This window comes from Thalassobius sp. MITS945101, from assembly GCF_047123305.1.
GTDB lineage: Bacteria > Pseudomonadota > Alphaproteobacteria > Rhodobacterales > Rhodobacteraceae > Thalassobius.
Genome location: NZ_CP138918.1, coordinates 3,851,217 through 3,866,474, shown reverse-complemented (window position 1 = coordinate 3,866,474; position 15,258 = coordinate 3,851,217). Strand labels below are relative to the sequence as shown.

Genomic DNA, 15,258 nt, shown 5'->3' with positions numbered 1-15,258 from the left:
TAAGGACTTATGGACTTTGGTTTCACGACTGCCGCTTACGTTGTTGCGGCTGTGCTTTTCATCCTGTCTCTGGGCGGTCTGTCCGGTCAGGAAAGTGCTAAACGCGCCGTCTGGTACGGTATTGTTGGTATGGGGCTGGCGATCTTTGCCACGCTCATTGGCCCCGGTGCGGGTCTGTGGTGGGTCTCAATCCTGCTGATCCCTGCGGGCGGCTTCATCGGCTACAAGCTGGCGACCCGCGTGCAGATGACCCAGATGCCGGAACTGGTGGCGGCGATGCATTCGCTTGTTGGTCTGGCGGCGGTCTTTGTGGGCTTCATTGCCCATATCGAACTGGGCCGTGTTCTGGTCATGGGCGAGGACGAGAAGAAGGCGCTGGAAGGCTTTGCCAAACTGCTGGCCAAAAAGGACGCCGTGGAAATCGGCATCCTGCGGGTTGAGCTGTTCCTGGGCATCTTCATCGGTGCGGTAACCTTCACCGGTTCTGTGGTGGCCTATGGCAAGCTGGCGGGCAAAGTGACCTCGGCAGCGACCAAGCTGCCCGGTGGCCATGTGTTGAACGCCACAGCGGCTGGCCTGTCGCTGATCGCGCTGATCTGGTACTGCAACACCGGTGGCCTGCTGCCGCTGATCATCATGACCATCGCGTCGCTGTTCATTGGCTATCACCTGATCATGGGCATCGGCGGCGCCGACATGCCGGTGGTTGTTTCGATGCTGAACAGCTACTCGGGCTGGGCGGCTGCGGCGATTGGCTTCTCGCTGGGCAACGACCTCTTGATTGTGGTCGGTGCGCTGGTGGGCTCTTCGGGTGCAATCCTCAGCTACATCATGTGTAAGGCGATGAACCGCTCGTTCATCTCGGTGATCCTGGGCGGCTTCGGCGGCACCGCTGGTCCGGCAATGGAAGTGGAAGGCGAACAGATCGCCATCGACGCGGACGGGGTTTCGACCGCACTGGAAGAGGCCGACAGCATCGTGATCATCCCAGGCTACGGCATGGCGGTGGCACAGGCGCAGCAGAACGTGGCGGAACTGACCCGTCGTCTGCGCGCCAAAGGCAAAGAGGTGCGTTTCGCAATTCACCCCGTTGCCGGGCGTCTGCCGGGGCATATGAACGTGCTCTTGGCGGAGGCGAAAGTGCCTTACGACATCGTGCTGGAAATGGACGAGATCAACGATGACTTCCCCGAAACCGATGTGGCCATCGTGATCGGTTCGAACGACATCGTGAACCCGGCCGCGCAGGAAGATCCGAACAGCCCCATCGCGGGGATGCCGGTTCTGGAATGCTGGAAGGCGAAACAGGTGTTTGTCTCGAAGCGTGGTCAGGGCACCGGCTATTCCGGTATCGAGAACCCGCTGTTCTACAAAGAAAACACCCGCATGTTCTACGGCGACGCCAAGAAATCGCTGGATGACCTGCTGACCCGCATCAGCTGATCCAGTCGTGTGATGAGATAAGAAAGCCCCGCCAAACTGGCGGGGCTTTTTCATTCCACGCGGCAGATAACGTCAATCTGCGCATCCAGCCATGTGAGGGTTTCCGCCAACCCCTCTGGGGAGACCTGATAGTGGGCGGGATACGTGAGCGCGCCATCTGCCGTTTCAGGAAGTTCAACGGCAACAACATAGAGGGCATCAGCGTAGGAAAGCACCTGCAGATAGTCTGACAGCGGGACTTGACCGTGGTAGCCACGTTTGAAGGAAAACCCTTGTACCACCACACGATCACCGGCGATCTTGCCTGTTGATGCAGGTTCTTCCAGGGCTAGGTCTTCGTAATGCCTGTACGCCCGCTGCATGTCTTCGATGTTTGGATGTGAGGCTGTGCGTTCTGACAACAGGCGGGTGTCGCCAACCATGAGGCTCAGCCGCAGTCTGGGGTCATTTTCAAAGAAATGGGCCCATTGATCATCGGTGACCGTAATGTCCATCGCGATGGCATCCGCGGATGCGTTGTCTTTACGCGGATTGAGAGCTTGCAATGCCACCCGCAGCTTCACAGGCTGCTCATCCTGTGACCAAAGGAGCGCGCCCTCGGTTGGGGCCACTTGTGCCGACCAATTGCCAAATGACGCTGCGATTTCCTCGGGTGCGCAGGTGGGGATGCCCGCGCCGGTGCCGGTGAAGGCCGATACGGTTATAGGATCAAACATGCAGGCCGCCAAAACGGCGGTTGTCGTCAAAGTCCATCGTTTTCGTCCCATCACCTGCTCCCTACGTGATCAGGCTTCAATTAGGCGACATGACGGTAGCCAAATCAACATTTTCCCTACATTGCTTGACCCATGGTCGCCTTTGACAGCTGCGGCATGACCCGTTCCTGTGGACGGAGCGAGGAGGCGAACATGGACATTCTGGAATTTGGCAAAGGTGTTCTGGCACAGCAGCCGTTCAGTGTGCTGCTTGGGGCGGAGCTGACACAGTTTGAGCAGGGGCTGGCCGAGATCCAGCTGCCGCTGCGTGCGGATCTGAAACAGCAGCACGGGTTTGCCCATGGCGGGGTTGTCAGCTATCTGGCGGACAATGCGCTGACCTACGCAGGCGGCTCGGTGCTAGGGCAGGTGCTGACACTGGAGATGAAGATCAACTACACCCGCCCCGCAATTGGTGAGCAGCTGATCGCGCGGGCCGAGGTCGAAAGCCACGGTAAGCGGCAGGCGGTTTGTTCCTGTCGGGTCTATGCGGTGAAAGACGGCGAGGAAAAACTCTGCGCCCTAGCGCAGGGGACGGTGCTGGTCACCGGCTAACCCTCAAACCGCTCCCCCGCACGGAGGGCGGTTTGCAAGGTGTTTTCAGGGGGCGACAACGGGCAGACATAGCGCGGGGAATAGGCGCAGGAGGGCGTATAGGCAAAGTTGAAATCGAGGATGAGCCGTCCTGATGCCGTCAGCCCCAGATCCGCCCCTTTGATCGCATCAATCAGATAGCGGCCACCCCCGTAGCTGCCATCGCCATTGCTGGCGTCACGAAACGGCAGGAATAGGCCACCGCCGTAGCCGTCGATCCAATAGACCGTCAGCTCCTGTCCCAAAGCCGCCAGCCCGGATGTCTGTGCCAAGGGGCGGGCCTGTGTGACGCCATCCTCTCCCAGATCAAAACGCAGCGGCGGGGCGTCTAGCGGGGTCAGGCCCACCTCAAACCGCAGTGCCGGATCATAGGGGAAGACCGGAATGTCCTGAAATGCCACCCGCGCGGCTGGTGGCAGCGGTGACATGGGGTGGCTGCAATAGAGGTCACTGCGGGTTTGATGCCAAAGCGCCCAGCCTGCCCGTGCATCGCGGGTGGCCCGCACAGCGGCATAAAGGTCATTCACCCGCCGCCGCCAATCCGCCAGCGCATAAGGCGCGGGGCCTAGGTAGCTTGGGGGAAGGTGGCGGTCGTGCATTAGCGGCTCCTTTGCCTAAAGGCTAAAGCCTTGAAGCCAAAGAACAACCTTTGCGCGGCTTGCCAGCGGTCACAAGCGCGTTAACCTAATCTTCATCAATGCCGCGGCCACACCCCAACGCTTTGTCCGGGCGGGTCAGGGAGCTTGGCAGTTTTGGAGCTGCGGTGAAACAGCTGCGTTCCAGTCGTCCCGCTCGTGTCCCGTCGATCAACTGCAAAACTGCAATAGTTTGCGTCTGTGGAGCAAAATTAGTTTTCGGGGGCCTGTCGCTCGAAAAGGGCAAAAGACTGATCCGGTCAATGCACTGCTGCAAGTTTACAGCTTGCGCTTGCGCGATAGCGCTGTGTTGCGCGCCGCTCCGCAATCAGTGCGGATTTGCGAGCGCTATCATGTCGAAATCTAATCATTGTATGCCGAAGTATTCAGTTAAGTGTCTGAAAACCCTTTGGTTTCCTCTGTGTTCTATGTCATCAAAAGGCAATTCGGCCCAGAGGACCCCACATGTCGATCACAGACCACCCGTTGCGCTATGAACTTGCCAATGAGCTGCACGCCCGCCCGTTTCCCTCGCTTGATGTGCCTTGTACGGCTGTCTATGTGGCGATCAAACGGCCGGAACAGGCAGTGGGGCGGGATCGGCAGGCAGATTTGGAACATCTGATCGCGCTGCTGGATCGCCACGGCGCGCCGCATCCTCAGCCGGGGGCGACGCATTACTCGGGCCAGATTGGACGGCATGAGTTGAAGTGGGAAAGCCACACGGAGTTTGTGACCTACACCGCCTTTACCAACACCATCAGTGGCCGCGCCTTTGATCCGGCCGACTTTGAGGTGTTCCCCAAAGACTGGCTGGTCGAAGCGCCGGGGGTGCGGGTGGCGTCGTGCCATATTCGGGTTGAGCAGCGGCCCGCGCCGGCGGTGTTGAGTAGCCATCTGGCAGAGTGGTTTGTGCCCGAAAGCCTGGCGGTGAGTGCGGTGCTGGATGATGACGCGGTGATCGCTGGGGATTTCCGCATCGATCCGGCAGGCCACACCCGCTTTGCCGTTTTTGCCAATACCGACACCCGCGAGCGGCGGGTGGGGCGTGTGGTGCAACGGCTGTGTGAGATTGAGACCTACAAGAGCATGTCGATGCTGGGCTTTGCACGGGTCAAGCAGCTGTCGAACCCGTTGGGTGAACAGGACCGCAAACTGTCAGAGCTGATGGACCGCATGGGGGATGACAGCATTCCGGCAGAAGACACGCTGACAGCGCTGCTGACCACCTCGGCGGATCTGGAACAGATGGTGACCCGCAATGCGTTCCGCTTTGGTGCGACGGGGGCCTATGAGGCAATTGTCAGCCAGCGGATTGCGGTGCTGCGGGAAGAGCATTTTGACGGGCGCCAAACCTTCGCCGAGTTCATGATGCGCCGGTATGATCCTGCGATGCGCACGGTGAAATCGGCGGAGGCGCGGCTGGCCTCGCTGGCGGATCGGGCGATCCGCGCGGGTGAGCTGTTGCGGACACGGGTGGATGTGGAACGCTCGGCGCAGAACCAGAAGGTGCTGGCAAGTATGGATCAGCGCGCGGACATGCAGCTGAAACTGCAAAAAACGGTGGAGGGCCTGTCGGTGGTGGCGATCAGCTATTACGCCGTATCGCTGGCCTCATACGGGGGCTATCCGGTGGCGAAATGGCTCGGCCTCAGCAAGGCCGAACTCACCGCAGCGCTCACTCTGCCGGTTGTAGCGGTTGTTTGGTGGATGATCCGGCGGATCCAGAAGAAGATGCACTGATCTTGAGCAGGCGGTCGGCGATCACGCCGCCCGCGGCGATCGCGACAATGGCCAGCACAGCTGCAATTGACAGGGTTGGCACACCTGATAGGCCAGCGCCTAGCGTGCAGCCACCGGCTAGAACACCGCCCACACCCATCAGTGCCGCACCGCTCAGGTAGCGACCGGTTTGGGCGGGGCTGTCAAAGCTCTGCCACTGAAACTCTCCCCGTATGAGCGCGGCAATCGCCGCCCCTGCTATGACGCCGCCCAGGATGCCGGTGCCAAAGGTGGCCGAGATCGAAGAGGAGGCGATGGTCCAGAACAGCGTTTCCGACGCGGGCAGGGTGAAGCTGAGGCTTTCCAGCGCCACCGGGTCAAAGTCATCGTAAAGCACATAGCCGGTGGTGACCCAGCCTGCGGCGGCGATCAGGCCGATCAGGGCTCCGCCGAGCAGATGCGCCGGGCGGGCACCAGAGCGGGCAGCGATGGCCAGCAGGCCAAAGGCGATGAGTGCCGCCAGGATCGGTCCCGCGCCGGGCAGCGCGGCGCTTTCAGGGGGAAGGGTGTAACTGCCAAGCGCAACGCGCAGGGGGGCCAGAACGCCTTTCAGCGTGGCATGGGCGACAATGGCGAAAACCACCAGAACCGTCAGCGCGCGCAGGTTGCCTGATCCGCTCAATACGGTCAGGCGGGACACACAGCCGCGGGTCAACACCATGCCGGCGCCAAACAGCAGGCCGCCCAGGACAATGGCGGCAACAGGCAGGTCAGAGGACATGAACCGGTGATCGTCGAAGGAGATCAGTTCGTACATCACCGCGAACTGGGTGGCCAAGACAGCCAGCGCCAGACCGGTCAGCCAGACACCAGCGGCCTGACGGCGATCCGGCCCCGAAACCACCGCGCGGCGGAAACAGAACCGGGTGATCTGCGCCAAGGCGCCAAAGAGCACGCCAAGGATCAGGCCGGCGTAGACAGCAACCTCGGGGGCGGTCTTGTCTTCCAGACCGGGGATAAAGGACAGTGTTTCCAACAGAGATTCGTACATCTTGGCACCTCACATGCGAACGAATGCACGAATGCCAATATGTTTGAGGGAAATCAATCTTCTGGGGTGGGGCTATGGGGCTGGAAAACAGGACAGTGTTCCGTTTTGGGTGGTGCGGCCGGAACTTGTGTTTTTCACATCAGCCATTGCAAAGAAAACGGCCCGCTGCAGAGGCAACGGGCCGTTTGAATGTTCTTATTTGCGCTCTTAGCGGCCGCGGATCCGTGGGTCCAGAGCGTCGCGCAGACCGTCGCCGAGGTAGTTCACACTCAGCACCGTCAGCGAGATTGCCAGACCCGGCCAGAACACCCGCTCGGGGTATTGCTGCAGATAGTCGGTCGCATCAAACAGCAGACGGCCCCAGGTCGGGAAATCCGGCGGGAAGCCGAGCCCGAGGAAGGACAGCGCCGATTCCGTGATGATCGCGTTGGCGATCCCCAGCGTGGCCGACACCATGATGGGCGACAGCACGTTGGGCAGGATATGACGGGTGATCATCTTGCCGTTTTTGGTGCCGATGGAGCGGGCGGCCAGAACGAACTCGCGCTCTTTCAGCGCCAGCACGTCACCGCGCACGATCCGGGCGGTGGGCATCCAGCTGGTCACGCCGATGGCCAGAACGATCAGGATGAAAATCCCGGTCTCCGGACCAAAGGCCTGGTTCAGCGTGTCGCGGAACAGCAGCACCATTACCAAGAGCAGCGGCAGCAGCGGCAGCGCCAGGAACAGGTCGGTCAGACGCATCAGCGGGCCGTCGAGTTTCTTGAAAAAACCAGCCAGCACGCCCACCAGCGACCCCAGGAATAGCGCCAGCAGCATCGCGGTGATGCCCACTGCCACCGAAACCTGACCGCCTGCCATCATACGCGCCAGCGTATCGCGGCCCAGCTGGTCGGTGCCCAGCGGGTGGGCAAAGCTTGGTCCCTGGTTCCGCGCGCGGATGTCGATGTAGGTCGGGTCATAGGGCCAGACCCAGGGACCCACAAACACCGTCAGAACGATCAGCAGGAAGATGATGCCACCCAGCAGCGCCCCCTTATGGGTTTTGAACTGCTCCCACACGGCCAGCCATTGGCTGCGCGGCGGGGCAGAGGGCATCGGGTCGGACAGAGCGCCAATGGGGCTCACTTGCTTGTCATCAGTCATAGCGAATCCTCGGGTCCAGGATGCCGTAGAGGACATCAGCAATGATGTTGAACACCACGATCAGCAGCGCAAAGATGAAGGTCAGCGTCTGCACGGTGGGCAGGTCGTTGGCTTCAATTGCGCCGATCAGCAGATGGCCGAGGCCGTTCACCTTGAACACCTGTTCCGTGATGATCGCACCGCCAAAGACCTGCGGGGCCCCCAGCGCGATCACGGTGACAACCGGGATCATCGAGTTGCGCAGCACGTGAACCAGTACAACGGCTTTCTCACCCAGACCTTTGGCCCGTGCGGTGCGCACGTAGTCCTGGTTCAGGTTATCCAGCATCGAGGCCCGCATGAAACGGCTGATCTGTGCGGCGTTGTAGAGCGCCAGAACAAAGACCGGCATCGCCAGCTGACGCAGCTGCACCATCAGGCTGTCCCAATCGGTCACTTTATGTGTTGTGTCATAGATCGACGGGAACCAGCCCAGGTTCACCGAGAAGATCACAATCAGCAAAACACCGGTGAAGAAGGTCGGAACCGAGAAACCGATCATCGAAATGAAGGTACCTACCTGGTCAAACACCGAATACTGGCGGTAGGCCGAGTAGATGCCGATCGGCAGTGCGATCAGGACACCCACGATGTAGGACAGGCCCACAACCCACAAAGTCTGCGGCATCCGCTGCACAACGATGTCCATCACCGGCGAACGGGTCTGCCAGCTGAGCACGCGCAGCTTGCCTTCGGCGAAGGTGGTGCCGAACACATGGTCAAAGAGGATCTGGGGTTCGACCCAGAAGAATTGCACCAGCCATTTCAGGAAACGCACGTGCATCGGCTGGCCGAGGCCAAGCGCTTCGCGCATCTTTTCCTTCACTTCTGGCGGTACGGTGAGCGGGACCTGTGCCATCGGGTCGCCCGGCGCAAGCTCGAGCAACAAGAAGATGACCAGGCTGATGAACAACAGGGTCGGCACAGCCAACACCAATCGTCGAACAGTAAAAGTCAGCATATACGGAGGCCTTTGCGGCTATTCTTGTTTCTGCGCGCGGTCATACACACTAGCGCGCCCAAGAAAAAGCCCCGGCCATGACGGCCGGGGCAAAAGGTCGGACCAGATTATTGCATCCGGTACCAGTCAGCGGCATTCCACAGCTCGGAATCCCAGGTGTTCAGCTGAACACCACCCAGGGTGTTGGCGTGTGCCGAAACACGGCCACGATCTACAAGCGGAACAACAACATAGCTGTCTTTGGTCAGCATGTCGTTCAGCTTACGACCCAGTTCACCACGCTTCTCAAGCGAACCGGTTTTGGCCAGCTCGGCGATTAGAGCGTCATACTCGGGATCACAGAAACGGTTGATGTTCTCACCCTGCCACTGTGCGGAAGGCTTCGGAGCCTTTTCACAGGTGTGCTGGGCCAGGTACGATTCGGGGTCAGTGCCGTCGAAGTTGTTCGCATACATTTCAACGTCTGCGTAGAACTTCTGGAAGGTGTCGGGCGAACCCGGGTCACCACCGAAGAAGACCGAAGCCGAGATGTTGCGCAGTTCGGTTTCAACACCGATCTCGCTCCACCACTGTTTGATCAGAGCCTGGAAGTCCTGACGCACGGCGTTGGTCGAGGTCTGGTACAGGATCGACAGTTTCACGCCGTCTTTGGCGCGGATGCCGTCAGCACCTTTTGCCCAGCCAGCTTCGTCCAGCAGCGCGTTTGCGCCGGCGATGTCCTGGGTCAGACACTCGGTGTTGTCGGACGCGTAGATCGCAGGAGCGGGCACCAGGTTACAGGTCGGGCGACCTGCTTTGCCGTAGCCGATTTCCACCAGCAGTTCACGGTCGATGGCCATCGACAGTGCTTTACGCACGTTGATGTCCGACAGGAACGGGTGGGGGTGGGCTTCGGTGGAACGCTCACCTTCAGGCAGATCCGGGGACGGGTTGGTCATGTTCATTTCGATACGCTCAACCAGCGAACCGAAGGCTGCAACGGTCTGACCTTTGCCGCCTTTTTCCATGTTCGCGATGACCTCGGGGGCCAGCTGCAGGTTCCAGGCGTAGTCAAATTCACCGGTTTCCAGAACGGCACGACCAGCTGCGGTTGCGTCGCCGCCACCTTTGAAGGTCAGGGTCGCGAAGGCCGGTTTCGACGCATCACGGTAGTTCTGGTTGGCTTCCATCGAGATCACGTCGTTCGGCTTGAACTCGGTGACAACAAACGGGCCGGTGCCGATCGGGCCAAAGTTGGCGTCGGTACACTCAGGCGCTTTGGCGCCCATGCAGTTTTCGAACTGGGCCTTCTGGATGATCGGCGACTGGCCGCCCATGAAGGGACCGTATGGGTTCGGCTTGGCTTCGCCAAAGGTCACTTTCACGGTCAGATCGTCAACGATGTCAACCGCGGTCACGCCTTCAAACTTGGCCAGCTGCGCGCAGCCACCTTCGGGGTGCATGCAGTAGTCGGCGGTGAACTTAACGTCCGCCGAGGTCAGGTCCGAGCCGTCCGACCATTTCAGGCCCGACTTCAGTTTCCAGGTGATGGTTTTAAGATCTTCCGAAACGCCACCGTTTTCCAGCGTCGGGATCTCTTCGGCCAGGTAGGGGATCAGCGCGCCGGTCGGGTCGTAACGGCCCAGCGGCTCAACCACGAGCGAGGCGGACTCGATGTCCTTGGTGCCGCTCGACAGATACGGGTTCAGGATCGAGGGGGCCTGCCAATAGATGATATTGACGTGACCATCCGAGGCGCGCTCAGCAATCGCGGCCGGTGCCAGAGCGGTCGCAGCGACAGCACCTAGCATGAGGGTTTTGATTTTCATTTTCCACTCCATGTTGGACACTCAGAAAGTGCCAAAAGTCCCCATACGGGGGGGCTACAGACCCTTCGCCGGGTCTTGATTCTATCCGTGAATGCAGCCTGATCTATTCGATTCCGGCAATTTTCTAGGCGCCAAACAAATGCTTAACACCGTGGAAAGCTTCACGGCTGGCTGCATCACAAACCGAATGGATCCAAAAAGCAAGGGGTGTAACGGGACCTCTTCACGCGCGGCGCGGTAGTTCTACGGTATATTGCGGCAAACGCGCCCATATCCTTTGCGCCCGACGTTGCGTTGCCCATGCGGAAGGCGCGTCTGGGTGGTAATTCGCCGTGTCAAGCCGCGTTAAAGGTTAGAGATTTGACACTGGCCGCACCGCCTCTATAGCGTCCTGCAACAAATGATACCAAAAATGGATCTTGGGGAATGTTGGATCAGCCGATCGCAAAAATCGAAAACCTGCGCGTTGAGTTTCAGACAAAGGACGGGCCGGTCGTTGGGGTTGAGGATGTCTCCTTCGACGTGAATCCGGGCGAAACCGTTTGTATTGTTGGGGAATCCGGATCAGGCAAATCGGTCTCCAGCCTGTCTCTTATGCGTCTGGTCGAGTTCGGCGGCGGCGAGATTGCGGGCGGCAAACTGCTGTTTGATCGCAAGGATCATGACTCGGTCGACCTGGCCGAAACCGATCAGGATTTGATGCGGACGATTCGCGGCAATGAGATTGGTATGATCTTCCAGGAACCAATGACCGCGCTGAATCCGGTGTTCACGGTGGGCCGTCAGCTGACCGAAGGTCTGCGCCTGCACAAGGGCATGACCAAAAAAGAAGCAGAGGCGCGCGCGCTGGAACTGCTGAAACAGGTCCGTATCCCCGAACCCGAGCGTCGCCTGAAGCAATACCCCCACGAACTGTCCGGCGGGATGCGTCAGCGGGTTGTGATCGCAATGGCGCTGGCCTGTGAACCGCGCCTGTTGATTGCCGATGAACCCACCACCGCGTTGGACGTGACCATTCAGGCCGAAATTCTGGCCCTGATGGACCGTCTGAAGCGCGAAACAGGCACGGCGGTGATGTTCATCACCCATGACATGGCGGTTGTGGCGCAGATGGCAGACCGTGTGGTGGTGATGTTCCGCGGCAATAAGGTGGAAGAGGGCACCGTTCAGGAGATCTTCGAAAACCCGCAGCACGAGTATACCAAAGCATTGCTGGCGGCGGTACCGAAACTGGGTGAGATGAAGGGCAAGGCGCTGCCGGAGCCTATGAAGCTCTTGGGGCGTGAGAACCAGAACCTCGATCCAATTGAAGGCACCGAAGAGCCGCTGCTGGAGGTGAAAAACCTCATCACCCGTTTCCCGGTCAAAGGGGGCTTCTTCCGCCGCACCGTGGCCAATGTGCATGCGGTGGAGGATGTGAGCTTTACCCTCAACAAAGGCCGTACCCTGTCGCTGGTGGGCGAGTCGGGGTGTGGTAAATCTACCGCCGGTCGCTCGATCCTGCGTCTGGTGGAACCGCAGTCGGGCCATATCAACATTGATGGCAAAGACATCATGGCGCTGAACCACAATGATCTGCGCGCTGCCCGTCTGGATATGCAGATGATCTTCCAGGATCCTTTTGCCTCGCTGAACCCGCAGATGATGCTGGGCGATCAGGTGGCCGAGCCGATGCGCAACTACAACACGCACTCCAAAGAGGAGATGCAGAAACGTGTTGAGATGCTGTTTGACCGGGTGGAACTGCCACGCAGCTTCCTGCGTCGTTTCCCGCACGAACTGTCCGGCGGGCAGCGTCAGCGGGTGGCGATTGCACGTGCTTTGGCGTTGAACCCCAAGCTGATCATCGCTGATGAGGCGGTTTCGGCGCTGGACGTTTCGGTGCAGGCACAGGTTTTGAACCTGATGATGGAACTGCAGGCGGAACTGGGCCTGTCCTTCCTGTTCATCAGTCACGATATGGCCGTTGTGGAACGAGTCAGCCACGATGTGGGCGTGATGTATCTGGGCCGGATCGTCGAGCTTGGCCCGCGTCAGGCGGTGTTCGAAAATCCGCAGCACCCCTATACGCAGGCGCTTATGAAAGCGGTGCCCATTGCTGATCCGCACCAGCGCAAGTCCGAGCGCGAGCTGAACTTCAAACCGATCCCGTCGCCGATCCATCCGGTCGGCCATGAACCCGGCCCCTCGGTCTATGATGAGGTGACACCGGGCCACTTCGTGCTGACCTCGGAAAGCGGTTACTAAAATCTGAAATGGGTGGCGCGCGGTTCCGCCGCTGGCCACCCTGAAAAGGCATCGCTTCGGCGGTGCCTTTGTTTTTGCTGATGACTGGGGCCGTCGCCGCGCATACAGGGGCGCCACGGTCCCGTAGTTTCACTTGATTGACCTTTGCTGGCCTCTGTGGTCGGCTCTGGCATCTTCTCGACCCCAAGACCCAGACGATCCAACTGGACCCCAACCCAAGGCTTCGCCGATGTCTGCGCCTGTTCCCCGTTGCTCTATCCAACCGGCTGCTGCCGGTTCTGCGCTCTGTTGCAACGGAAATAACCCGCGCAGGACCCCACTGCGATGTTGCCGCTAAAGGAAGAAAAATGACCGCCCCCCTCAGCCCCCGCGCCATTCTGGACGCCCTTGTTTCTTTCCCGACCGTCAGCCGTGACAGCAATCTGCCGCTGATCGACTGGGTGGAGGAATACCTGACCGGGCAGGGGATCAAATGTTATCGCCAGTATAACGACGAGGGTGACAAGGCAGGGCTGTTTGCCCATGTCGGCCCGGAGGTTGAGGGCGGTGTTGTGCTGTCGGGCCACACAGATGTGGTGCCTGTGGATGGCCAGCCCTGGACCACGGACCCTTTCACCGTGGTGGAAAAAGACGGCAAGCTGTTTGGGCGCGGCTGCTGCGATATGAAAGGCTTTGACGCGCTGGCGATCTGGGCCTTGGTTGAGGCCCACCACCGTGGTGTGTCCCGTCCGTTGCAAATTGCCCTGTCCTATGATGAGGAAATCGGCTGCACCGGTGCGCCGCCCCTGATTGAGGAAATGAACAAACATCTGCCCAAAGCTTCGGCGGTGCTGGTTGGGGAACCATCCGTGATGAAAACCGTGACCGCCCACAAGGGTGGACGGGCCTACCGAATCCACATGAAAGGGTTTGAGGTGCATTCCTCGCTGATCCACACGGGGGTGAATGCGATTATGTTCGGGGCCAAGCTGATCGAATGGGCCAACCAGAACAACGCGGCGCAGGCCGCCGCAACGCCTTCCGACACCGCCGCCCTGTTTGAACCGCCCTGGACGTCAACCCATGTGGGCCAGATCGAAGGCGGCACGGCGCATAACATCACCGCCAAGGATTGTATCTTCGGCCTTGATTTCCGCACCGTGCCGGATGAGGCCAATGATGACTGGCGTGACAAGATGCTGGCCAAAGTGGCCGAGGTCGAAGCTGAGATGCAGGCGATTGTGCCCGAGACCGGCATTGAGGTGACCGAAACCTTTGACCTGATGGGGCTGGCACCAGAAGACGAGGGCGAGGCGGAAAGTATCGTCCGCCAGATCACCGGTGACAATTCCACCGATGTGGTGAGCTACGGCACCGAGGCTGGCCATTTTCAGGCGGCGGGGTATTCCGCAGTGGTCTGCGGGCCCGGCAATATCGCGCAGGCGCATCAACCAGATGAATACCTCTCGGTGGCGCAGTTTCAGGCGGGGCAGGCCTTTATGGAGAAGCTGCTGACCGAGGTGCTGGCATGACGCCATTTCCTCTGGGGCTGCATCGCCCCGTGGAACATGACGGCCCATTGCCCGATGCGGTGGATGTCGCCATCATCGGTGGCGGTGTGATCGGCGTGCTGACCGCGCTGTTCCTGTCCCGCAAGGGGCTGAAGGTCGCGGTTTTGGAAAAAGGCCGCATCGCGGCAGAGCAATCGGGCCGCAACTGGGGCTGGATCCGCCAGACCGGCCGCGACATGGCGGAACTGCCGATCGCGATGGAGGCCAACAGCCTCTGGACTCAATTGCAGGGCGACGTGGACGAGGACCTCGGACTGGCGCGGCTGGGAGTGGCCTATCTGGGCAACACCGCCAAAGACGTGGCGGAGTTTGAGGACTGGTTGAGCAAGGCCAAGCCGCATGGTGTGGACAGCCGTATCCTCAGTGCGGGTCAGACCGCTGACCTGTTGCCCGGCGCCACCAAACGCTTTGCCGGATCGCTCCATACGCCATCAGACATGAAGGCGGAGCCCTGGGTGGCGGTGCCGATCTTTGCCCGCGCGGCGGTGAAGGCGGGGGCGGTGATCCGGGAAAACTGCGCGGTGCGGGCCTTGGATATGGTCGCGGGCCGGGTTGCTGGAGTGGTGACTGAAAAGGGCCGGATCAAGGCCGATCATGTGATGGTCGCGGGCGGCGCGTGGTCGTCGCTGTTTTTGCGGCCCTACGGGATCTCCTTGCCGCAGCTTTCGGTGCAGGCGCAGGTGCTGGCAACCGAGGCACTGCCGGATCTGGACCTGCCCGCCGCGGGCAACAGCGATCTGGCCTTTCGCCGCCGCGCCGATGGTGGCTTTACCCTTGCGGCCAGCGGCTGGCACCGTCTGTTCATCGGGCCGGATGCCTTCCGGCACCTGCCGAAATACCTGCCGCAGATCAAGGCACATCCTTTCGGGGCAAAATACCACCCGGCGGCGCCCAAAGGCTTCCCGGATGCCTGGGGTACCCAACGCCATTGGTCTGCAGAGGAAACCAGCCCGTTTGAGCACATGCGGGTTCTGGACCCGAAACCGACGATGGCGCTGCATCAGAAAACGCTGGCCGCTTTTGCAGCGCTGTTCCCAAACCTGGGAACGCCGCGGATCAAAACCGTGTGGTCCGGTATGATTGACGCCATGCCCGACGTGGTGCCGGTGGTTGATCACGCGCCGCTTGAGGGGCTGAGCATCTGCACGGGCATGTGCGGCCACGGCTTTGGCATCGGCCCCGCCTTTGGCCGTATCATGGCCGATCTGATTACGGGCGGCGCGGTTGGACATGACCTGCACCGCTTCCGCCTGTCGCGTTTCAGTGACGGCTCAAAACTGGAATTGGGGCCGGGTCTGTAACCGGTC

At 60.3% G+C, this 15,258-nt stretch carries 12 protein-coding genes; 6 read left to right on the top strand and 6 right to left on the bottom strand.

The window, feature by feature from the left end:
- Window positions 1-9: 9 nt before the first annotated feature.
- Window positions 10-1,443, top strand: a complete 1,434-nt coding sequence (locus SIC14_RS18990; protein WP_412563474.1) for an NAD(P)(+) transhydrogenase (Re/Si-specific) subunit beta — start codon at window positions 10-12, stop codon at window positions 1,441-1,443.
- Window positions 1,444-1,493: 50 nt separating this feature from the next.
- Here SIC14_RS18990 and SIC14_RS18985 read toward each other — a convergent pair whose 3' ends face one another.
- On the bottom strand, window positions 1,494-2,210 hold the full coding sequence (locus SIC14_RS18985) for a hypothetical protein (protein WP_412563473.1): 717 nt from the start codon (window positions 2,208-2,210) through the stop codon (window positions 1,494-1,496).
- A gap of 141 nt (window positions 2,211-2,351) precedes the next feature.
- On the opposite strand from SIC14_RS18985, the gene SIC14_RS18980 reads away from it, so the two are divergent.
- Window positions 2,352-2,753, top strand: coding sequence for a PaaI family thioesterase (locus SIC14_RS18980; RefSeq protein ID WP_412563472.1), 402 nt, complete (start codon window positions 2,352-2,354; stop codon window positions 2,751-2,753).
- On the opposite strand, the gene SIC14_RS18975 is transcribed toward SIC14_RS18980, so the two are convergent.
- Complete coding sequence (locus SIC14_RS18975; protein ID WP_412563471.1) at window positions 2,750-3,391, bottom strand: DUF1684 domain-containing protein; 642 nt, start codon at window positions 3,389-3,391, stop codon at window positions 2,750-2,752. The two genes, SIC14_RS18980 and SIC14_RS18975, sit on opposite strands and share 4 nt — an antisense overlap.
- Window positions 3,392-3,892: 501 nt before the next feature.
- Here SIC14_RS18975 and SIC14_RS18970 point away from each other — a divergent pair.
- Window positions 3,893-5,170, top strand: a complete 1,278-nt coding sequence (locus tag SIC14_RS18970; RefSeq protein ID WP_412563470.1) for a DUF3422 family protein — start codon at window positions 3,893-3,895, stop codon at window positions 5,168-5,170.
- Here the strand turns inward: SIC14_RS18970 and SIC14_RS18965 are convergent.
- The 4 genes from SIC14_RS18965 to SIC14_RS18950 form a co-directional block, all read right to left on the bottom strand.
- A complete protein-coding gene (locus tag SIC14_RS18965; RefSeq protein WP_412563469.1) occupies window positions 5,106-6,200 on the bottom strand; it encodes a YeeE/YedE family protein in 1,095 nt (364 codons plus the stop codon). The two genes, SIC14_RS18970 and SIC14_RS18965, sit on opposite strands and share 65 nt — an antisense overlap.
- A gap of 207 nt (window positions 6,201-6,407) precedes the next feature.
- Window positions 6,408-7,346, bottom strand: a complete 939-nt coding sequence (locus SIC14_RS18960; protein WP_412563468.1) for an ABC transporter permease — start codon at window positions 7,344-7,346, stop codon at window positions 6,408-6,410.
- The gene (locus tag SIC14_RS18955) at window positions 7,339-8,346 is read right to left on the bottom strand and encodes an ABC transporter permease (protein WP_412563467.1); all 1,008 of its coding nucleotides are present in this window, start codon (window positions 8,344-8,346) and stop codon (window positions 7,339-7,341) included. Before SIC14_RS18955 ends, SIC14_RS18960 begins: the two co-directional genes overlap by 8 nt.
- Before the next feature lie 107 nt (window positions 8,347-8,453).
- Window positions 8,454-10,154: a peptide ABC transporter substrate-binding protein gene (locus tag SIC14_RS18950; RefSeq protein WP_412563466.1), complete on the bottom strand. Its 1,701-nt coding sequence runs from the start codon at window positions 10,152-10,154 to the stop codon at window positions 8,454-8,456.
- Window positions 10,155-10,580: 426 nt separating this feature from the next.
- Between SIC14_RS18950 and SIC14_RS18945 the strand changes: the two genes are divergently transcribed.
- The 3 genes from SIC14_RS18945 (at window position 10,581) to SIC14_RS18935 (ending at window position 15,252) form a co-directional block, all read left to right on the top strand.
- Window positions 10,581-12,401 (top strand): dipeptide ABC transporter ATP-binding protein, encoded by a 1,821-nt coding sequence (locus SIC14_RS18945; protein WP_412563465.1) that lies wholly within the window; start codon window positions 10,581-10,583, stop codon window positions 12,399-12,401.
- Window positions 12,402-12,748: 347 nt separating this feature from the next.
- Complete coding sequence (argE, locus tag SIC14_RS18940; protein ID WP_412563464.1) at window positions 12,749-13,912, top strand: acetylornithine deacetylase; 1,164 nt, start codon at window positions 12,749-12,751, stop codon at window positions 13,910-13,912.
- Window positions 13,909-15,252, top strand: a complete 1,344-nt coding sequence (locus SIC14_RS18935; RefSeq protein WP_412563463.1) for an NAD(P)/FAD-dependent oxidoreductase — start codon at window positions 13,909-13,911, stop codon at window positions 15,250-15,252. Before argE ends, SIC14_RS18935 begins: the two co-directional genes overlap by 4 nt.
- Window positions 15,253-15,258: the final 6 nt, after the last annotated feature.